We start from the raw sequence: 21,486 nt of genomic DNA on the forward strand, positions 1-21,486 counted from the left end.
TTTATTTCTACTTTTTACAAATATGTGAACTTTTTACAAATTAGGATATTTTTTTGAAAAATCAGTCAATTCCTAAATCAATTGTTTCAATTGTATCTTTACTATTCTTTTTACCTTTTGATTTCCCCTTTGAAACATTACCAAAAGTATGATTTATTCCAAATCTAAAATCAACCACCCTCCCTTTTACAGGATTTATAATGGAAGCCAAATCATTTGTAGCCAATACAACTTGAAATGGAATTAGGTTCAGAGTTATGCCAGTTCCGAAATTATTAATTCTTCCATTCATTGCTGTAGCTGAAAAAGCAAAATTAAAGAATGTTCCGGCCTGGAAATTATACATTGCGGTTAACGCTGGAATCAATGCACCTCGATACAATTCTGAATATAGAATAGCAGATGCAGTTTGTCTTCTGGTTATTTCGTATGATGCTCCAGCATAAAGTCTACCTGTTAATGAGGTAGAAAAAGCCTCTCCTGTTGTTTCAGCAATTTCCAAATCGTTTACAACACTGTCAAAATCATCCACTACCGAAATACTATTCCCGTTAATTAAATCAACCACATCAACTCCACTAAATCTGTAGTTAAAAGCGGGTACGGTTTGCTGATTTGTATAACTATCATTCCACCTAATGAATCCCAAATCATTCAAACTGGCGAAAAAGTTAATTTTTTCATTAAACTCATAAGTAGCTCCTAAATCCAATCCGAATCCTCTGTTTGATAATGCGGAGGAACGAATGTCTTCTGAAGTACTTTGATCATTAAATAATGCACCTGCAACACCTGCCGTTCTAATGTCAAATTCATTTATATTCATTGAAATAGAATCCCCTCTGAATTCTTCATTGCCATATGTCTGCAACTGAGCATCAAACGAATTGATATCCGCATAAGCATGCCCTAATAATAACTTCAGTCGAGCACCAACCGTCATTTTACCTGCTAAAATTTCACGACCATGGCTTATTCCTATTTCAGTAAAGCCTACTATTTTAGTATTAAATCTATTTAAATCTAATAAACCATCTTCTAATTGATCACTAGCATTTCCTAAAACAGCAAATTGAAAAAATTCTTCTGGAATACTTACACGAGAGATTGCTCTAGTGTTGATACTAAAAGCTGTATAACTTGCAAGACCTCGAATACCTAAGTGAAGCACATTAACCGTATTATTGACACTGATACGATTATTTCTTCTTAATCTATTTAAAATTCTTTCTGTATCAATATTCCCTTCTGCATCAGTAGAAGTTAACAAATCAAGATTTGTGAAATTTTGCCCTAAATTGAGGTGAAATCCTGATAAGCCTGGTAAGCCAAATGAGAACTTATAATCTGGTAAAACAGCCGGGTTTAAGTTATTGGCTTGCGGTAATGTTTTATTTAATCCATAAGAGATCATATCAGATTGGGCGAATACACTACCACTAGTAATCAGCAGCACAATCAGAATTATATATTGTAAATTTCTTTTCATAATAGTAGTCATTATAGATTTACATTATATTTAGCTTGAACAGCCAAATTGAATTGAACAGCCGCATCAGCGGTAATTCTTTCTATTGTTGTTCCGTTATTAGTAGTTGAAATCGTAGCTTTAATCCCGATTCTTCTTACATCTGCTAAGCCTTCAAGATTATCCTCTAATCTTATAAGATCACTTAAAGTCTCTGGTTGAGATGGGCTACCCCCACCTAAAAACTTACCATCAAATAAAGTTCTTACGAAACTACTGTCTTCTCTTAATAAATCTGCCCTAAAATTAAGATCGATTGGCAATGAGTTTTCTGAAGTAAACTTGAATAATGCATAGTCCAAATCCTGAAGATCAACCCCATCTAATTCAACTGTTTCATTTATTTCTAAACCACTTAGACTTAACTCTAGAGGAAGCTCAATCTCATAGCCTGCTTGAATGTAACTGTCTTTAGTGACGAAATTATCCGCAACATTTTCGGGGTCAATTAAACCACTAATTTGAAGTGAAACAGAATCAGGAACGTTATTGACTAAGTCTTTAAAAGCCTGATCAAAATTTGTTTCTGATTGTACTATTTCACCTTCTGGTGCAGATAGTAGTTCGATAGTATTGTCAATTGGCTCAACTGTTTGAGCTCCATTTTTAAAGGATAAGAAATTATCAATTTGAAACCTTACTGGTAATCCCATTGAATTTGTCAAAATTAAAGAGAACTTGGGGTCTTCAAAGAAATAATCTATGTTGTCAGCAAAGTCCACTCCACTAAAGAAATCTGTACTGATTGTATTTAAGTCTGTCACAATATTTTGTGTGTTCAAATCACCATATATTGCATTGAATATAATATCCCGTACTTGTAAATTTAACAAAATTGAATTTTCCCCAAATGTCAAGTCTTGATCCACTCTACTAATCGTAATATCAAAATTGAATGCTAATTGAGATTGACTTGCATCTTGATCAAAAATAAATTCTACACTTCCGAATTGATCTGATTGTTGGTCGGTTCCTACAGGGTTTCCACCTATGTTATATCCAAAAACATGTTGATAATCAAATAATCGAATATTCGTAGGTGCATCTAATGAAAAGGCCATGTCTACATTAGCTGGAAAATCTTCAGTAACATCAGCACTAACGGTACCTTCATCAATGAGTAATCTGTCATAATCGCCCGCTAAAGGATTATTTACATTTACACTTCTTGAAATTGAAACGCTTCCATTCTGATTAAATTCATTAATCTCATTTGGCGTTAGAATGATTGGCGGTACATTTATGTCTCTATCTGGAACTGAATAGTACTCGGTAGCCGACTGACTAAACAAACTGTCATCTGCTAGAGTAAAAACAATTGTATTTTCTGAATTTGTTGTATAGTCTATATTAGCCGCATTAGTTTCCAAGATTTCACTTAAAGTAAAGCGAGAATCAACTAATGGAACACCTAATTCAGGACTCCACTTTATACTGCCTAGTTCCAATTCACTCAATTCCGAGTAACAACCTCCTATCGTAAAGGAAATTAGTAGAACGAAATAGAACAATGGTTTTCTTATCATTCGATTCATATCTATTAAATTTATTCCAAATCTATCGAAAATTGAAGGATATTTATAAATTATAGAAATAAAAATATATGGAAAAGCAGTTGTATTTTATTGGAATCTGCCCTCCTCATCCATTAGAACAGGATATTCATAGGATAAAAGAGGAGTTTTATCAAAAATATGGTATTAAAGGTGCTTTTCGATCAAAAGCCCATATTACGCTGCAAATGCCTTTTCATTTAGCTGATAAAAAGGTAACTCCTCTAATTAAAGAATTGGAAGAAACACTCCATTTTCAGAAGAACTTTTTAGTAGAAATACGAAATTTCAATGTCTTTGAACCCAGAGTAATATATATTGATGTTATGAGAAACAAAAAGCTAGAGGCTTTACAGCAGATGATCGAAAAATTTATGAAACAATATCAAGTGTTTAATGGCACACATAAAAACAGAGGTTTTAATCCTCATATAACAATAGCTTTTCGAGATTTAAAAAAGCCTACCTTCTATAAAATATGGAATGAAGTGAAAGATCGAAAATTTCAGGAGTCATTTGAGGTAGATTCAATAACTGTTTTCAAGCATAATGGCAATGATTGGGATAATTATAAAGAATTGAAATTTGGTAATGCTGAATAATTGCAGTTTAGATTGAACTTTTTAACTTTAAAAATCAACCATCCTTTAGAAGTCTAAATGAATAAAATATACATCTGGTTCCGTAACTTTTTTGGCTTTTCCAGATCAGAAAGTAATGGATTTGTTCTTTTGCTTTTCATCATGATCCTGATTATTTGCATTCCATTTATTACCAAATCCATTTTTTTGAAATACAACCCGCCAATTCAATCTAAAGCTGACAAAGCCGCATTAGATAGTCTTATTGTTGAAATTGAAAAAAGAATAGTTAAGCAAAAGGAAGAAGAAAATAATTTCAAGACTTTCAATTTAAACACCTCAACTGCTGATGAAATAGTTGAAGCTGGTTTGCCAAATTATTTGGCAGAAAGAATAGTAAACTATAGGGGAAAAGTAGCGCCATTCAGTGAAAAAACTGACTTATTGAAAATTTATGGAATTGATAGTGCTTATTATTTAAGATTATCTTCCTTCATTAAGGTTACAAAAAGCGAGAACTCAATAAGTGAATTTAATATTTCTGAGAATATAGAAATCAAATCTTCAACCTATGGAAAAGCAAACTTTAAAGATAAAAGAGAAATAATTAAGCCTTTCGATATTAATAAGGCGGACGCTAGTCAACTACAAAAAATATATGGAATTGGACCTAGTTATTCAGAAAGAATTATTAAATACAGAAATCTATTAGGTGGTTTTTCTTCCTTAAATCAATTAAAAGAAGTTTATGGTCTTAAAAAAGAAAGTATAGATTCAATTAAAGCATATTCTTTTGTTGAAAATAATTCACAATTAAAAAAATATCCTATCAACCTTATATCTGCTGATAGTTTGGTTAAGCATCCCTATATTCGCTACAAAGACGCCAACCTCCTTATTAATTATCGAAATCAGCATGGATATTATACATCTGAAAATGACCTATATAAAATAATTGCTTTAGATAGCAGTTGGATTAAGAAGGTTATCCCTTATTTATCATTTCAATAAGCAAAAAACAAAGATTTCAAATACGCTAATAATTTATTAAATTGATTCCTTGCTAATTATTTTTTTATGCACGACATACTAAGGTACTATTTAAAACGTCTGACAAATCTTTCTGGTAGTAATCGTTCCTTATTACTGCTTCGTTTAATCTCAGATCAGACCTTAGATTTACATGATTTTGACTTTTTACTAAATAAAAGTTCGTTTTCGCTAATTGAAGATTTAATAGCCAGAAAAAAGCATATCCCACTTACTGCGCTTAATGATCCTCGTCTGGAGGATAATAACATCATGAGTCATAAGCTGAAAAAGCTAAAAAGGATTGAAAAATTTATTTATGATGAAAGAGGCGCTAAAGATTTATACGTAGGATGGCCCTTTGTAAGGGGTAAATTTCAAGGAGGTACTTCTGTACGATGCCCCCTTATTTTCTTTCCCATTGAAATTAAACAAATAAAAGATCAGTGGGTAATGGAATTGAGGGAAGATGTAAATATCACTTTCAATAAGTCATTCCTATTAGCTTATGCTCATTTTCATGAAATTAAAATTAGCGATGAGCTTATTGAAAAAGTATTTGAAATTTATGATCCCGACAGTAGAGTATTCAGAACTGACCTTTATCAAATTTTTAAAGAAAGTCCTATTGAATTAAATTTTAATCAAGATAATTTTATTGATGTACTTCATTCTTTCAAAAATTTTAAAAAGACTGAATTTGAAGAGAATGAAAAAGAAGGAGAGCTCAAGCTTTACCCTGAAGCAGTATTAGGAATCTTCCCCCAAAGTGGATCTTATTTAGTACCCGATTACACTTATTTATTAGAAAAAGAACAGCAAGTTCAGGATATAGAAGAATTCTTCTTAAGTAGAAATCCAGACAAGGAAACCGAAGATCCGAATGATTATAAACAGCGCTATCGTTTTATAGAAAGTATTAAGGAAGAAGAAACCTTTTCTGTTTTTCCTTTGGATGCTTATCAGGAAAATGCCTTGAAAGCAGTAAAAAAAGGAAATTCTCTCGTGGTGCAAGGTCCTCCAGGAACTGGTAAATCACAGCTGATTAGTAATTTGGTGACTGATTTTATTGCTCGTGGTAAAAAAGTACTGGTAGTATGCCAGAAAAGAGCTGCATTAGATGTGATTTACGATAGAATGAAATCAATCGACATGCAAGCTTTTGTAGCTCTAGTGCATGATTTCAAAAATGATAGAAAAGCCATATTTGAACAAATCCAGAATCAGATTAATCGATTGGAAGAATATGAGGCAAAGAACAATGGATTAGATTCTGTACAAATTCAAAGAGAATTTCTTAAATCAAGCCGTATAATTGATCAATTAGTAGAGGAAAAGGAAGAGTATAGATTGGCTCTATTTGATGAATCTGAATGTGGAATATCAGCTAAAGAACTGTATTTAAATTGCGATTTTAATCAACCCAAAATTGGCTTTAAGCAAATCCATAGGCATTTTCACAAAAAAGAGATTCAAGACTTTGCTGAAAAGCTTGTTCATTTTCAAACTTATGTGGATGACTTTAGCAAAGATGATTTTATTTGGCAAGACAGGGTAAATTTTAAAGGTTTTGGATTACCGGATAAATCTGAAATCATTAGGCTTTTGGAGAAAATACCTATCTATTTTCAAGAGAATGCAGAAAAATCTAAAAAATTGGTAGGTTCATCCATGTCGTTAAAAGAATTCGAGGATGTAGTTGAACATAAAGATAAGCTGGAAAAACTTGAAGAGTTACTAAATATTACCTCTTATGAATATCTGTTTCATATGTTTAATTACTCCGATGATAATACCAATGCTCTTTGGTTAAGTAATGTACAAAGAGTAATTAACGACTGTTTTAAAGACGGGGGAATTGAAAGTAGCTTGCCATCAAAAGATTTAGGAACACTTCAAAAAGTAATACAATTAAGACGCCAATCCAGGAAAAGACCTACAAAATGGCTTCATTGGCTTTTATTCGCGAAAGAAAAATACTTCTTAAAAAAGGTTTTAGTAGCTAATCAATTAGAAGTAAATGGTGCCGGAGTGAAAGAGCTCGAAAAACGTTTAGACAATAGGCTAAATTTTGAGCATAATATGACCAAGCTAAAAAAGCAAAATTGGTTAAAAGACATTCCAGATAGTAAAAATCAAATGGAATTAAACAATTGGTTTCAAGAACAAACACAAGCCATTAAATCAAAAGAGATAATAAGTTCATTTACTAATTTCAAAGCTTTTTCTTTAATAGAAGGAAAAAGTCTTGAAGAGTTTATTGATAAAATAAAGTCTATCATAAAATTATCAGAAGAGACAATACATGAGAAAAACACATGGAAAAAATACTTAACCCGAACTCAAATTGATCAGCTTGAGCAGGAGCGCTTACCAGAAACATATATTAAAACTTTTCAAAGGCATTTCGATGAATTGGTTCAATTTGATCAATTGTATGATGAGCTTGAAGAATATGAAAAGCAAGTAGTGAAATTGCTAAATGAAAGCGATATCACCATTGATCACAAAAATATAAAACCAATATTTCTAAATAGTATTTATTTGGAATGGTTGGATCATATAGAAACTAAATATCCAATTTTAAGAGAAGTATCTACTAGAAAATTTGATAAACAAACAGATGATTTACAATATGCAATTGAAGATAAGCTGAAACTCAGTTCTGAAATATTAAATCTTAAAGTAAGAGAAAGAACATTTGCTAATGTTGAGTATAACCGATTAAATAATCGAGTTTCATACAGAGATTTAAGCCATCAAGTCAGTAAAAAAAGGCAAATATGGCCGATCAGAAAAGTGATTCAGGAATTTCAAGATGAACTTTTCGATTTGATACCATGCTGGATGGCAAGTCCTGAATCTGTTTCAGCCATATTCCCAATGGAAGAAATTTTTGATCTAGTAATATTTGATGAGGCTTCACAGTGTTTTGTTGAAAAAGGAATCCCTGCTATGTATAGAGGGAAACAAGTTATTGTAGCGGGAGACAGCAAGCAATTAAGCCCAAATGATTTGTATAAGGTAAGATGGGAAGAGGAAGAAGTGGACCATCCTGATTTAGAAATTGATTCACTACTAGATTTAGCCAATAAATACTTAATGAATCTACAATTATCAGGACACTATAGAAGTAAATCTTTAGATTTGATTGAGTTCTCAAACAAGCATTTTTATAAAGACAGATTAAGATTATTACCTGACTTCAACTATATCAACAATGCAGATCCAGGAATTGATTATATTAAAGTAGAGGGTGTTTGGGAAAAGAATACTAATAGGGTTGAGGCTTTAAATGTAGTAGATTTAATAAAAGAATCGCTTAATAACCAACCTGAAAAGGAAATTGGAGTTGTAACCTTTAACGCAGCTCAACAAGGCCTTATCTGGGATTTAATTGAAGATCAAGTGGCCGAAGGAAAAATCACACTCCCAGACAATTTCTTTGTCAAAAATATTGAGAATGTGCAAGGTGACGAAAAAGATATCATCATTTTCAGTACAGGTTATGCAGCTGATAAAGCTGGAAGGCTTCGTATGCAGTTTGGTAGTATAAATGCACCAAAAGGTGAAAACAGATTGAATGTAGCCATTACAAGAGCTCGTGAAAAAGTAATTATTGTAAGCAGTTTATTTCCTGACCAATTAAAGGTAGAGGATACTAAAAATAATGGTCCTAAATTACTTAAATCTTATTTACAATATGCTTTAGAAGTATCAAAAGGAAACTTTATACCTAAGCCTAAAAGCACTGAAAATTTCAACAGTCCATGGTTTCTGAAAAATAAGGTGAAAGAAGAATTAGAAAAAACTAACAAAGCAATAGAAGCCGCAGAAGAACTTCCATTCGCTGATCTCAGCTTCAAAGATGGAAATCAGTACAGAGGACTATTATTATCAGATGATAATTTATTTTATGATAACCCCTCAGTGAAAGACATATTCGCTTATACACCATTTTTATTATCTAAAATGAATTGGCCATACATTCAAATCAAGAGTAGAAACTTCTGGAATGATAAAGAAGAGTTGATGGAAAGGGTAACTCAGTTCGTAAAAAGGAATGAATAAGTAAGCTTATTTATTTATACATCTTAATACCGAGCGAATAGTTTGTGTACTTCACCAATAGTAAACTACTGTGTTTAAATCAATTACAGTTGTAATTAAGTATAATTTCCACTATATTATACTACACTAAACTATTTTCACGTATGGTAAAAAGTTATAAAGGTGCCTTTATAAAGAAAGAGGCAGCACAAGAAGAAGCACATAGCCTTTCTGTAAAAGATTATATGGCTACTCAATTAATTAAGTTTCACGAGCATCAAACTGTTTATGAAGCCATGGATACCCTTTTGAAAAAGAAGATATCTGGTGGACCAGTAATTGATGAAGAGGATAATTTGGTTGGGATTATATCAGAAGGTGATTGCTTAAGAGAAGTGGTAAAGGGAAAATATAACAATTCACCTAGATTACCCGGCCTAGTAAAAGATTACATGGCTACTAATATAATTCATATCGATGCAGATGTGAATATATTTGAAGCTGCTGATATGTTTTTAAGAATGCGCTTTAGAAGATTTCCAGTATTAAAAGAAGGTAAACTAGTAGGTCAAATCAGTCAGAGAGATATCATGAGAGCGGTAAGAGATACCTCCGAAGTAAATTGGAAACATTAAAAAAGCCGAAACTAATAATTTCGGCTTTCCTATATCATAATGTACTGACTTATTTTATTCTGCTGCTAGGGCTTCAGCACCTGCTGTAATCTCAAGAATCTCAGTAGTAATAGCAGCTTGTCTTGTTCTGTTATAAGTTAATCTTAATTCTTTTAATAACTCACCAGCATTATCAGTTGCTTTATCCATCGCAGTCATTCGAGCTCCATGCTCAGATGCATTAGAGTCTAATAAAGCTTTGAACAATTGAGTTTTTAAAGAAGTAGGAATCAATTCATTCTCGATATAATCTCTAGATGGCTCATATGTATAATCATAATCTGATCTACTTTCCTCATCACTTGATTTAGCTATCGGCAAGAATTGCTCTTTATTTAAGATTTGTGTAGCAGCATTTTTGAACTCATTGTAGATGATTTCTACTTTATCGTAAGTTCCTTTTTCAAACTCATCCATAATGAATTGAGCTGCTTCGCTAGTCGCTTCAAAAGTTAAGTTATTGAATAAATTAATATACTGATCGTTATAAGAAAGCTTATTTCTTTTCAAATAATCAGAAGCTTTTTTACCAATAGTCATAAAATGAAGATTACCACTTTCAGCATATGACTTATACTCACCTTCCATCAAGCTTTTTACTTTACGTGTTACAGTAGAGTTAAAAGCTCCGCATAGTCCTTTATCAGAGGTTACTAATATTAAAAGGATATTGTTTACGGGTCTTTCCTTAGCATAAGGATTATTCATCTCACCGCTACCACTAACATTTTGTAATATAGTAGATAACTTCTGAGAATAAGGACGCATCATGGTGATTCTGTCCTGAGCTCGCTTCAACTTAGCGGCCGCCACCATTTTCATGGCTTTGGTAATTTGTTGAGTTGAAACAACAGATGTAATCCTATTTTTTACTTCCTTTAGATTTGCCATACAGCCTTATATCTATTTTTACCTTTACAAGGAAAATTTATCTTAAACTTTTAAAGGAGCTCTTTTGAGCTCCTAAATAATTAATATTTAGACGATAAATCGTCAGCTACTTTCTTAACCACTGCAATTAAATCGTCATTAATTTTACCAGCTTTGAAAGCGTCTAATGTTTCTTTCTCTTTGTTTTCCATCATCATCGCAAATTCCTTCTCGAAAGCACGAACTTTATCAACTGGCACCTTATCTAAGAATCCTTTTGTAGAGGCAATAATAATAGCTACCTGCTGCTCAACAGCAACTGGAGAATATTGTCCTTGTTTAAGAATCTCTTGGTTTCTTCTACCTCTCTCAATAACTCTTTTTGTTGTAGCATCTAAGTCAGATCCGAATTTAGCAAAAGCTTCTAGTTCACGGAACTGGGCTTGATCTAATTTCAAAGTACCTGAAACCTTCTTCATTGACTTAATCTGTGCATTACCACCCACACGAGAAACCGATATACCTACGTTAATAGCAGGTCTAATACCTGAGTTAAAGAGGTTTGTTTCTAAGAATATCTGACCGTCAGTAATTGAAATTACGTTTGTTGGAATATAAGCAGAAACATCTCCCGCTTGAGTTTCAATAATTGGAAGTGCGGTTAATGAACCCCCACCTTTAACTTTACCTTTTAAAGAAGGAGGTAAGTCGTTCATATCTTTAGCAATGTCATCATCATTAATAACCTTAGCAGCTCTTTCTAATAATCTTGAGTGAAGATAGAATACATCACCAGGGTATGCTTCACGTCCTGGAGGTCTTCTTAATAATAATGAAACTTCACGGTATGCTACGGCTTGTTTTGATAAATCATCATAAACAATTAAACCTGGACGACCCGTATCTCTGAAGTATTCGCCAATTGCTGCACCAGCAAATGGAGCAAAGAATTGTAATGGAGCAGGATCAGCTGCAGAAGCTGAAACAATAGTAGTATAAGCCATTGCACCAGCTTTTTCTAATTCTGATACAATTTGAGCAACAGTTGAAGCTTTTTGACCTATCGCTACATAAATACAGTAAACTGGCTCACCAGCATCATAAAATTCTTTTTGGTTAATGATGGTATCAATCGCAACAGCTGTTTTACCAGTCTGACGGTCACCAATGATTAACTCACGCTGACCTCTTCCAACAGGAATCATTGCATCAATTGACTTAATACCTGTTTGTAATGGTTCAGTTACTGGCTCACGGAAAATTACACCAGGCGCTTTACGCTCTAAAGGCATATCGTAAAGTTCACCTTCAATCGGTCCTTTACCATCAATTGGTTGACCTAAAGTGTTTACAACTCTACCTGCGATTCCATCACCAACTTTAATCGATGCAATTTTACCAGTTCTTTTAACAGCATCTCCTTCTTTAATACCTTGAGAGCTTCCTAAAAGTACAGCACCTACATTATCTTCTTCTAAGTTAAGTACTAAAGCTTGTAAGCCATTTTCAAACTCTAATAACTCACCTGATTGAGCTTGAGTTAAGCCGTAAATACGTGCAACACCATCACCTACTTGAAGGACGGTACCAACTTCTTCTAATTCTGCTTCTGTTTTGAAGCCTGAAAGTTGCTCTCTTAATATTGCTGAAACCTCGTCTGGTCTAACCTCTGCCATTATTCTTATATTATAGGTTAATTAATTTTTAAATCTTTTTGATATATTGATTTTGAGTTAATTCCCTTCTCAAATCATTTAATTTACTTTGAATAGTTTCATCTATTTGTCTATCGCCTACGCGAATCAAAAATCCACCAATCAAAGATTCATCTACTGTTTCGTTTAATTCAACTTCTTTGCCAGAAATCTCTGTAACTATTTTTACAACTTCTGAACGAAGAGCATCATCTAATGGAAATGTTGTGCTTACTTCAGCAGTAATAATTCCCTTATGCTCATTGTAAAGCTGCTTGAAAACTTTCGCAATCTCAGGTAAATATTTGTCTCTATTCTTTCTTGAAACAATTTCAAAAAATTTGGATGTCATATCCTGAACTTTGCCGCTGAATACTTTCTTTACTATGGCAGCCTTTCTTAGGCTCTCCAAAATAGGATTATTCAACATCAATACAAAGTCTCTATTTTCAGTACAGACTTTCGAAAGTAATTCCATATCTGCCTTTGCATCTTCTAATGTTCCCTTCTCAACAGAAAGGTCTAACAAAGACTGGGCATATCGGGATGCAATTCTATATTCTGACATTGGATCAGATTAATTGAGTTTCAATTCTTTCATAAAATCTTCAGCTAAAGCTTTTTGAGCTTTATCGTCAGATAAGTTTTTGCGGATAACTTTTTCAGCTATTTCTAATGAAAGCTCAGCAACTTTAGTAGTTACCTCTTTCAATGCTGCATTCTTCTCTACCTCGATAGAGTTTTTAGCGTCCGCTATCATTTTATCAGCTTGCTTAGCTGCATCAGATTTCGCTTCTTCTTTAATCTTATTAGCAATATCTGTTGCTTCTTTAAGCAATTTATCTCTCTCCATTCTAGCTTCTTGCAATAACTTTTGGTTATCAGCCTGTAATTTCGCCATTTCTTCTTTAGCATTTTCAGCAGCTTGCAATGCATCTGCAATACTACCTTCTCTTGCTTTCAAAGAATTTAGAATGGGTTTCCAAGCAAACTTTGATAATAAAAGCAAAAGAACAAGGAAAATGATGAGCTGCATGAAAAACAAGCCCGGAGAAAAGTCATTTATTAATTGTTCCATTTTTTTCTTTGATTAATTTAAATTTTTAAAAACGCTATTTGCAGCCTAGCGCATACAAATAGCGTTGTTTCATTTTCAGGATTAATTATCCAGCTAAGATTAAAGCACCGAATGCTAAACCTTCTAATAATGCTCCGATAATAATCATGGCTGTCTGGATTTTACCAGAAGCTTCTGGTTGTCTAGCAATACCTTCCATTGCTTTTCCACCAATCTGTCCTAGACCGATACCAGCACCAATTACGATTAATCCTGCTCCAATTAAATTGTACATGATAGTTGATTTATATTAAATTAAACAAAAATACTCTTTTAATGATGCTCCTCTACCGCCATACCTATAAACAATGCTGATAACATTGTGAAGATATACGCTTGAAGAAAAGCTACTAATAATTCTATTAGGGTAATAAAAAACGCTAAGCCAAATGAAATACTTGAAGAAGCTACTATACCGAATTGAGCTCTCATAGTAATTATAAGTGCTATTAAACTCATTACTACTACGTGACCAGCTGTTATGTTTGCAAACAAACGTATTAATAAGGCAAATGGCTTTGTAAACATTCCTAATACCTCAATTGGCATCAAGATAATTTTCATGACTACAGGCACACCTGGCATCCAGAAAATATGCTTCCAATAATTTTTATTCCCACTAAACTGTGTAACAACGAATGTAATGAGTGCCAACCCAACTGTAATGGCAATATTACCCGTTACATTGAAACCTAAAGGTGTTAAACCCAATAGATTCAATATCCAGATATAGAAAAATACTGTAAGTAAATAAGGGATAAACTTCTCGTATTTAGGGCCAATGTTTGGTCTTGCGATCTCATCGCGCACATAAATCACTAATGGTTCAAGAATTCGACCAACACCTTTCGGAATTGCTCTTTTGTGATAACCCCTTGCTAAACTGTTAAAACCTAAAAATATTAACAATGAGGCTAAAAGCATCCCTACTACATTTTTCGTGATTGAAAAATCTAAAGGCTTTGAATTTGTAGCGTGACCTTCTTCATCTAAATTAATTTCACCCTCTGCATTAGTTTCATAAACTTTACTGTGGTAGAGTGCAAAATACTTTCCGTTTGATTCAGCTACCTCATGCCCATGATCAAATTTTGAAGATGAGAAAACATGTAGGCCGTCTGACCATAAGATAACTGGTAAAGGAAAACCAATATGGGTTCCTGTTTTACCGTTGGTCCACAAAGTAAAATCATGAGAATCTTGCAAGTGATGCTCAATATAATCTTTTATCTCCTCTTGGGTGTCTATTTGCCCACCTTCTTCCGAACCTCCTGAAACCGCAAATAACGTATTCACGTTAAATAGCGATACTAAAAGTGCGAACAACAATGTTTTTCTCATTATAGTTGGATTGATCATTCTACTTTTCTACGATAGCCTTAATTTGGGGGCAAAGGTAATCATTTTCTTAATAAACATAATTTTTTTATTAAGTTTTTTACCACTTGAAAATTCATGCTTTGTCATTGGTATTCATAAGCCTTCCGCTATAAATAGCTTCCATAACTAAAAACATGAAGAAAGGGATGATAATGGAAATTCTTTCAGGGAAGTTCAATTCTTCTTCTGAAAACAAAGTATTCTTAAAAATCAGAACAAATAATCCGATTTTAATAAATACACTTGCTAAATAGAAGTATCCTACTTGATCAGGAAGTTTTTTGCTTAATAATTCAACTGAACCAGCTATTACAATAAATGATATGAAGTGAAAAATATACATTGCCTCTAAAGAATAAGACAATACTTCATTTTGGCTTGATAAATACCAGTTTTGGGCAAATAGAATTACTACTGCTAACACTAATGTTAATAGTGTAAAAATCAATAATCTTTTAACCATGAATTCTATTCTTGGGATTTTATAACTTCTCTTATCACAACAAATATGGATAAGAAAACTGCCAAAAGCGTTATGACTTTGGTATAAATGTCAGACCCACTTTCGGCAACTTCATCTACATATTCTCCTAGTAAGTGGCCTAGGTAAATGGTTACAGCCATTTGAATGGCTAAACCAGAAAATTTAAGATAATTATTATACTGCTTTTGCTTCTTCAATTTTTGGGTTTGATTGTGATTTGTTTCCTTTTTCATCACCTATTTTAATAGACTTGTTAGAAACACCCATTTTACATTCACCATTGAATGTAGCACCAGATTCAACAATTAATTTATTGGTAATAATGTCACCGTGAACAACAGCTGATGGTTTTAATACAAGTAATTCAGTTATTTCAACTACTCCTTTAACTTCACCTTCTATTTCTGCATTTTGAGCCAATACATTTCCTTCTATATGAGAGGTGCCACCTAAAACCAATTTTGACTTGGTTTTAATATTACCAATCACTTTCCCATCTATTCTGATATTACCAAATGTCTCTAAATCTCCATTTATGGTAGTTCCTTTTCCAATAGTATTGCTAGAACTTGTGATATCCTGTGCCATCTGTATTTTTTCTTGCTTGTTATTAAACATTTCTGTATTCTTTTCTTAATTATTTTAAAAGGTAATAAATTCTTCCGGATCAACCGGGTTACCATTATACCATATTTCTAAATGAACATGCGGGCCTGTAGTTAACTCTCCAGAATTACCTATAATTGAAATAACCTCCCCTGCATTTACAAAATTACCAACTTTTTTTAATATAGCAGAATTATGCCTTACAACTGATATTAAATTCGCTCTATGTTGAATTGCTATAACATACCCCCCGTCTTGAGTCCATGATGATAATATAACGGTACCATCTGCAATAGATTTTACTGGCTCGTTAGATTTTGCTACTATATCTATTCCATAATGATCAATACTCATATCATATGGAGAACTAACAATACCTTGCAAAGGAGGAAAAAAGAATATATCCTTTAATTCTTCTGAATAGTTATTGCTAGAATAACTAGTTAAGCTAAAGTCTTGCTCTTCAAACTCCTGCCTAATAATTGAATCCCCTGCATTCATCTTTTGAGGATTCATATCTCTGTTCAATTCCTCGGTGTTGACCTGGCTTGGTCTCCGATAAGTTTCTCCATCTGGCACATCACCCTTTAATATGGTTTGAAGATTACCTATAAATTGATCTTGTGCCTGCAGCCTTGATTTCAATGAATCCATTTCCATAGTCAGCGACAATAACTTTTGATTATACTCCATTGTGGTATGCCGTGGATCAAACCATTGTGCTAATAATGATTGGGATAGATATAATGCACCAATGAATATCAAAACGAAAGTTAATAGTCCTACTACAGCAACTTTTGCATAAGTAAAGTTAAGTGAAGATACTTCAGCTAAGTTTTCTTCGTTTCTTACCACCATTTGATATCTTGTGGTAAGCCAATTGGACATTGTTTTTCTTATTCGCAAATTTGTTATTTTAATATTTTATGCAAAAATACATATTATCAACGACTCACAACAGTTTTCTTATATGAATCGCTTAATTTAGTCGTTTCAAAATTACTGTGCTGATTAAAATAAAAAAATATCGTTTAATATTATTCGGGCTATTCTTGATTATTGTAAGCTGCTCCCCAGAAAATTCTGGTGTGATTGGCTATAGTTATCATAATATTACCGCTAAGTATAATGCCTATTTTATTGCTAACGAAAAATTAGATGAGGTATTACTTGAAATTAAAGAAGCTCACAAGAACAATTTCAATAGAGTTTTAAAAGTAAAAGCTCCAATTGACACTAACATTGTTAATTCAAATACGGAGAAAATTGAAGATATTATAAAAAAAGCATCCATTGCTATACAACGACATGAAGTTAGTAAATGGGTAGATGATAGCTACATATTGGTAGGAATTGCCAGAATGCTAAATCAAGAATATGAGGAATCAATTGAAACTCTGAAATATGTAAATGTGAATAGTGAAGATGAGCAAACCCGATATTATGCTCTCACTCATTTAATAAGAACATTTACAGAATATGGCGAACTCAATAATGCTTTAGCAGTAATTGATTATTTAAATAGGCAGAAACTATCTAAATCCAACCAAAGGTATCTTTATTTAAATGCCGCTTATTATTATCAAATAACTAATAATCCAAATAATGTAATCCAATACTTAAGTGCCGCTATAAAAGTAATGCCTAAAGGGCCTGAAAAGGCAAAAATGCATTTTATTTTAGGACAGCTTTTTCAAAAATCTAAGCTTGATGCAGTAGCTTATGATAATTATTCTCAGGTATTAGAAAACCGACCACCTTATGAATTATCATTTTATGCTCGACTTAATATGGCTCAAGTTACCGAATTAACTAAAGGCGAAGATGTAAAAAGAATTAGGAAATATTTCGAACAGCTATTGAAGGACGGGAAAAACGTGGAGTTCCGTGACAAAATATATTATGAGATGGCTGAATTTGAATTAAAACAAGGAAATATAAAAGAAGCTATCCCATTTTATAAGTCATCAATAAAATCCAGTGTTGACAATCCAAGACAAAAATCGTTTTCCTATCACAAATTAGGAAAAGTATATTTTGATCGATTAAAAGAGTATCCATTAGCCAAAGCTTACTACGATAGCGCATTTAGCATTATGCCTAAAGATGAACCAATCTATCCCCAAGTTGAAACTAGGCATGCTGTACTTTCAGAATTTATAAAACAAATCAATACTATTAATGAGAATGACTCATTATTAAATCTTGCTCAAATGGACAGCTTAGCATTAAATAATTTATTCCTTTCAAAAAGAAAGGAAAGAATTCAAAATGAGAAAGAGCAGGAGAAAAAGGAAAGAAGAGCCAAAAGAAATCAAGCGAGCTATACGAGCAATAATGCATTTAATGATAGCCCAACCATCCAAAATAATTCAGCCCCTGGAGGTGGATTTTATTTTTATGACCCTGCAACCGTTGCACAAGGTAGAAATACATTTAAAAGGATTTGGGGAGACCGCTCTTTGCAAGATAATTGGAGAACCAAAAGAAATACAGTTTTTGAAGAGGAGTCATCAGCAACAACGGAAGCAACTGCATCTAATGAAAGTGTAGAACAACCGAAAATTTCAGAGGAAGATTTAATTGCACAAGAAAGGAATGAATTCTTCAATACAATCCCATTCGACACGGCAAGCCAAAGAAAAATGCATGAAGAAATGGAGCTAGCTTATTACAAACTAGGGAACATTTACAATTTTGATCTTCAAGAAAAGGAAGACGCTATTACTACTTATGAAAAATTATTAGAAAAATATCCTGATACCGAATATAGGGCAGAAATACTATATCTGTTATATATCTATTATGAAGAGAGAAATCCTGAAAAGGCTAAACAATTCTCACAAGAATTATTAAACAGATTTCCGGATACTATTTTCGGAAAGCTAATTGAAAATCCTAACTATCAAGAAGAAAGTAATGTTGCTAGTGCAAAAGTTAAACTAATTTATGAAGATGCCTATCGAGTATATCAGGAGCAATATTATGATTCCGCATTAACCATAATCAATAATGGCTTAAATGATTATCCCGAAAATGATTATGAGGATAACTTAGTATTATTAAAAACATTAATCTCTGGAGTTCAAAACGGAAAAAACACCTACCGTTTTAATCTTCAAAAATTTATGGAAGATTATCCTGAAAGTGAATTATACAGTTTTGCTAAAACCTTATTAGCTGCAATAGATGAATTAGATCAGAAGCAATTACAAAAAGAGCAAATTAAATACATCCCCTATTTTGAGCAAACCCACTATTTCGTTGTGGTTTATGAAAAGAATAAAGCTTTATCGGGGATATTACCTTCTGAAATTGAATCCTTTGCTGAAAAATTCTTCCCTAATGAGAACTTAAATGCTGGAAATTTAATTTTCAATGACGACTATTCAATGGTTTTATTAAGCGAATTTGAAGGAAAAGAAAGTGCTGAAGCTTTTTATAAAAAATTTAATAGTGATTTATCGCCCTTAAAAAATTTCAATAGTTTAAATTTTAGTAATTTTATAATTTCAAAAGACAATTTTCAGATTTACTACCAAGCAAAAATGGTAGATAGTTATGATGAATTCTTTAATAATAATTATCAAATAACTCCCTAATTGAAGTATTGATCTTCAACTGAAGCAATTCGAGAATATGAAAAAATCTAAGATATCTAAAATAATAATTGCATTATGGTCTTTATTCGCCCTTGCTATTATTAGTTTTTCTTTATTCATCTATAGTATTAGTATAAATTTAAATGGTTGGTATGGTGAATTACCTGGACTAAAATCATTAGAAAACCCTAAAAGTGATTTATCATCAGTTCTATACTTTGCTGATAATAAAGAAATGGGGAAATACTACAGATACAACCGAAGCCAGGTTACTTTTGACGAATTATCACCTAATGTTGTAAATGCACTTATTGCAACGGAAGATATCCGTTTTACTGAGCATTCCGGAATTGATTTATATGGCTTAGGCCGTGTATTCTTTAAATCAATATTAATGTTTGACAAAAGCTCTGGTGGTGGTAGTACGATTACGCAGCAATTAGCTAAAATATTATTCCGAACTAGAAGTGATTTGTCAAACGGTAGTTTAAATGATGTTCCCGTTTTAGGATTGGTAATTGCCAAGATGAAGGAATGGATTGTAGCTGTGAAATTGGAACGTTCCTATACTAAAAAGGAAATCATTGCCATGTATCTAAACACCTTTGAATTTGGTAGTAATGCATTCGGAATCAAAACTGCTTCGAAAACATTTTTCAATACTACTCCTGATCAATTAAAAATTGCAGAAGCTGCTGTATTAGTTGGATTATGTAAAAACCCGAATTTATTCAGTCCAGTTTATGAACCTGAAAATGCATTTGAAAGAAGAAATGTAGTATTAAACCAAATGAGAAAATATGGCTATATAGATGATGTAGCATATGATTCAATTTCGTCTAAACCGATTGAGCTAGATTATGATGTTGAAAATCATAATGATGGTTTAGCCACTTATTTCAGAGGTGTTATTTTGTGGGATTTATTAGCTTGGACTAGAGCTAATGGTTACGATTTATATGAAGACGGTCTAAGAATTTATACTACCATCGACAGTAGAATGCAAAAATATGCTGAAGAAGCCGTAGAGGAGCATATGAAATTTCAGCAAGAAATATTTGACGAACATTGGGAAGGAAAAGCTCCCTGGAGGGACGAATCCGGGAGAGTAATTAAAGATTTTATTGAAAATCAGGCTAGAAGAACAAAGGCATATAAATATTGGGAGAAAAAGCTGGGAGATGATGAAGAAGAGATTTTCAAAAAACTGAATGAACCTAAAAAAATGAAAGTATTTAGCTGGGATGGTGAAAAAGATACTGTCCTTAGCACTATGGATTCAATCCGCTATTTCAAAAAATTCCTGCATGCAGGATTTATGGCAATGAATCCTAACAATGGACATATCAAAGCTTGGGTTGGCGGAATAAATTACAAATATTTCAAATATGACCATGTGAAACAAGGTAGAAGACAACCAGGCTCCACCTTTAAACCTTTGGTATATGCCGCTGCTATAGATAATGGATATTCTCCATGCTATCAGGTAGAAGATGTTCCTGTAACCTTTGAAGTACCAGGAGATCCTCCAACCTGGACGCCTGTAAACTCAAATGGAAAATATACAGGTGAAACCTGGACATTAAGAGAAGCTATGGCTCAGTCCTTAAATTCTGGAACCGCTTATGTTATGAAAAAAATTGGACCACAAACCGTAGTGGATTATGCGAAAAGATTAGGAGTTGAAAGTCCTTTAGCTGCAGTACCTTCACTCTGCTTAGGAACCTCCGATGTTTCTATTTACGAATTAATTGGTGCCTATAGTACTTTCGTAAATGAAGGATTCTATACTATGCCATTCTATATAGATAGGATTGAAGATAAGAACGGAAAAGTATTAAAACAGTTTGTACCGAAAACAGGCGAGGCCTTAAGTGCTGAAACTGCCTATGTGATGTTGCATATGTTGAAAGGTACAACAGAGCTACCAATAGGAACTGCAATTGGTTTAGATAGAGAGCTAAGAACAGATAATGAAATTGGTGCAAAAACGGGTACCACCCAGAATTACTCAGATGGGTGGTTTGTTGGCGTTACTAAAGATTTAGCTGCTGGTGCATGGGTTGGTGGTGATGACAGAAGTATCCACTTTAGAAATATTGCCTTAGGACAAGGGGCAAGAATGGCTATGCCTATATGGGAGAAATTCATGAAGAAGGTTTATGCAGATGAAGAATTAGCAGTATCTAAAGGCCCTTTCAAGAAACCTTCAAATCTTTCAATAGAAATTGATTGTGAACAGTATGATATGCAGCAAAATAATGTAACTGATTCAACTGAACAAATTCAAAAACTTGATGTTGATGCCATACAGTAAA

18 protein-coding genes are annotated in these 21,486 nt (G+C 33.0%); 6 read left to right on the forward strand and 12 right to left on the reverse strand.

The genetic code is table 11. The features are described from left to right. Positions 1 to 61 precede the first annotated feature (61 nt). Both QYS47_RS00350 and QYS47_RS00355 read right to left on the reverse strand, forming a co-directional pair. On the reverse strand, positions 62 to 1,489 hold the full coding sequence (locus tag QYS47_RS00350) for a DUF5723 family protein (protein WP_322347316.1): 1,428 nt from the start codon (positions 1,487 to 1,489) through the stop codon (positions 62 to 64). An 11-nt stretch (positions 1,490 to 1,500) separates the two neighbouring features. Beyond that, positions 1,501 to 3,063 carry a hypothetical protein gene (locus QYS47_RS00355; protein ID WP_322347317.1) on the reverse strand — a complete coding sequence of 521 codons (1,563 nt, stop codon included), beginning with the start codon at positions 3,061 to 3,063 and terminating at the stop codon, positions 1,501 to 1,503. Positions 3,064 to 3,131: 68 nt separating this feature from the next. On the opposite strand from QYS47_RS00355, the gene QYS47_RS00360 reads away from it, so the two are divergent. From QYS47_RS00360 to QYS47_RS00375, 4 genes are all read left to right on the forward strand, one after another. Next, on the forward strand, positions 3,132 to 3,683 hold the full coding sequence (locus QYS47_RS00360) for a 2'-5' RNA ligase family protein (protein ID WP_302122224.1): 552 nt from the start codon (positions 3,132 to 3,134) through the stop codon (positions 3,681 to 3,683). A 186-nt stretch (positions 3,684 to 3,869) separates the two neighbouring features. Beyond that, positions 3,870 to 4,673, forward strand: a complete 804-nt coding sequence (locus tag QYS47_RS00365) for a helix-hairpin-helix domain-containing protein (protein WP_322347318.1) — start codon at positions 3,870 to 3,872, stop codon at positions 4,671 to 4,673. A gap of 66 nt (positions 4,674 to 4,739) precedes the next feature. Then, the gene (locus QYS47_RS00370) at positions 4,740 to 8,762 is read left to right on the forward strand and encodes an AAA domain-containing protein (RefSeq protein WP_322347319.1); all 4,023 of its coding nucleotides are present in this window, start codon (positions 4,740 to 4,742) and stop codon (positions 8,760 to 8,762) included. 143 nt (positions 8,763 to 8,905) lie between these two features. Beyond that, positions 8,906 to 9,376 carry a CBS domain-containing protein gene (locus tag QYS47_RS00375; protein WP_322347320.1) on the forward strand — a complete coding sequence of 157 codons (471 nt, stop codon included), beginning with the start codon at positions 8,906 to 8,908 and terminating at the stop codon, positions 9,374 to 9,376. 54 nt (positions 9,377 to 9,430) lie between these two features. Here the strand turns inward: QYS47_RS00375 and atpG are convergent, their stop codons facing one another. The 10 genes from atpG to QYS47_RS00425 form a co-directional block, all read right to left on the reverse strand. Continuing rightward, a complete protein-coding gene (atpG, locus tag QYS47_RS00380) occupies positions 9,431 to 10,306 on the reverse strand; it encodes an ATP synthase F1 subunit gamma (protein WP_308358307.1) in 876 nt (291 codons plus the stop codon). Between the two features lie 80 nt (positions 10,307 to 10,386). Then, positions 10,387 to 11,961: a F0F1 ATP synthase subunit alpha gene (gene atpA, locus QYS47_RS00385; RefSeq protein ID WP_308358306.1), complete on the reverse strand. Its 1,575-nt coding sequence runs from the start codon at positions 11,959 to 11,961 to the stop codon at positions 10,387 to 10,389. A gap of 28 nt (positions 11,962 to 11,989) precedes the next feature. Continuing rightward, positions 11,990 to 12,547 (reverse strand): ATP synthase F1 subunit delta, encoded by a 558-nt coding sequence (gene atpH, locus QYS47_RS00390; protein ID WP_302122205.1) that lies wholly within the window; start codon positions 12,545 to 12,547, stop codon positions 11,990 to 11,992. Positions 12,548 to 12,556: 9 nt separating this feature from the next. Further along, positions 12,557 to 13,057: a F0F1 ATP synthase subunit B gene (locus QYS47_RS00395; RefSeq protein ID WP_302122203.1), complete on the reverse strand. Its 501-nt coding sequence runs from the start codon at positions 13,055 to 13,057 to the stop codon at positions 12,557 to 12,559. Positions 13,058 to 13,142: 85 nt separating this feature from the next. After that, a complete protein-coding gene (atpE, locus tag QYS47_RS00400; protein WP_085516136.1) occupies positions 13,143 to 13,331 on the reverse strand; it encodes an ATP synthase F0 subunit C in 189 nt (62 codons plus the stop codon). Between the two features lie 38 nt (positions 13,332 to 13,369). Next, a complete protein-coding gene (gene atpB / locus QYS47_RS00405) occupies positions 13,370 to 14,437 on the reverse strand; it encodes a F0F1 ATP synthase subunit A (RefSeq protein ID WP_322347321.1) in 1,068 nt (355 codons plus the stop codon). Positions 14,438 to 14,549: 112 nt separating this feature from the next. Continuing rightward, positions 14,550 to 14,939: a DUF6168 family protein gene (locus QYS47_RS00410; RefSeq protein WP_322347322.1), complete on the reverse strand. Its 390-nt coding sequence runs from the start codon at positions 14,937 to 14,939 to the stop codon at positions 14,550 to 14,552. A gap of 5 nt (positions 14,940 to 14,944) precedes the next feature. After that, on the reverse strand, positions 14,945 to 15,157 hold the full coding sequence (locus QYS47_RS00415) for an AtpZ/AtpI family protein (protein ID WP_322347323.1): 213 nt from the start codon (positions 15,155 to 15,157) through the stop codon (positions 14,945 to 14,947). After that, positions 15,135 to 15,578 carry a bactofilin family protein gene (locus QYS47_RS00420; protein WP_302102542.1) on the reverse strand — a complete coding sequence of 148 codons (444 nt, stop codon included), beginning with the start codon at positions 15,576 to 15,578 and terminating at the stop codon, positions 15,135 to 15,137. The genes QYS47_RS00415 and QYS47_RS00420 overlap by 23 nt, the downstream gene beginning before the upstream one ends. Before the next feature lie 24 nt (positions 15,579 to 15,602). Then, entirely contained in the window at positions 15,603 to 16,454 is an 852-nt protein-coding gene (locus QYS47_RS00425) for a M23 family metallopeptidase (protein ID WP_308358302.1), read from the reverse strand. A gap of 116 nt (positions 16,455 to 16,570) precedes the next feature. On the opposite strand from QYS47_RS00425, the gene porW reads away from it, so the two are divergent. Both porW and QYS47_RS00435 read left to right on the forward strand, forming a co-directional pair. Further along, positions 16,571 to 19,168 carry a type IX secretion system periplasmic lipoprotein PorW/SprE gene (gene porW, locus QYS47_RS00430; RefSeq protein WP_322347324.1) on the forward strand — a complete coding sequence of 866 codons (2,598 nt, stop codon included), beginning with the start codon at positions 16,571 to 16,573 and terminating at the stop codon, positions 19,166 to 19,168. A gap of 37 nt (positions 19,169 to 19,205) precedes the next feature. Further along, positions 19,206 to 21,485, forward strand: coding sequence for a penicillin-binding protein 1A (locus QYS47_RS00435; RefSeq protein WP_322347325.1), 2,280 nt, complete (start codon positions 19,206 to 19,208; stop codon positions 21,483 to 21,485). The last annotated feature ends 1 nt before the right edge of the window (position 21,486 follow it).

Origin of the sequence: Marivirga arenosa (assembly GCF_030503875.2) — a bacterium.
Classification (GTDB): Bacteria; Bacteroidota; Bacteroidia; order Cytophagales; family Cyclobacteriaceae; genus Marivirga; species Marivirga arenosa.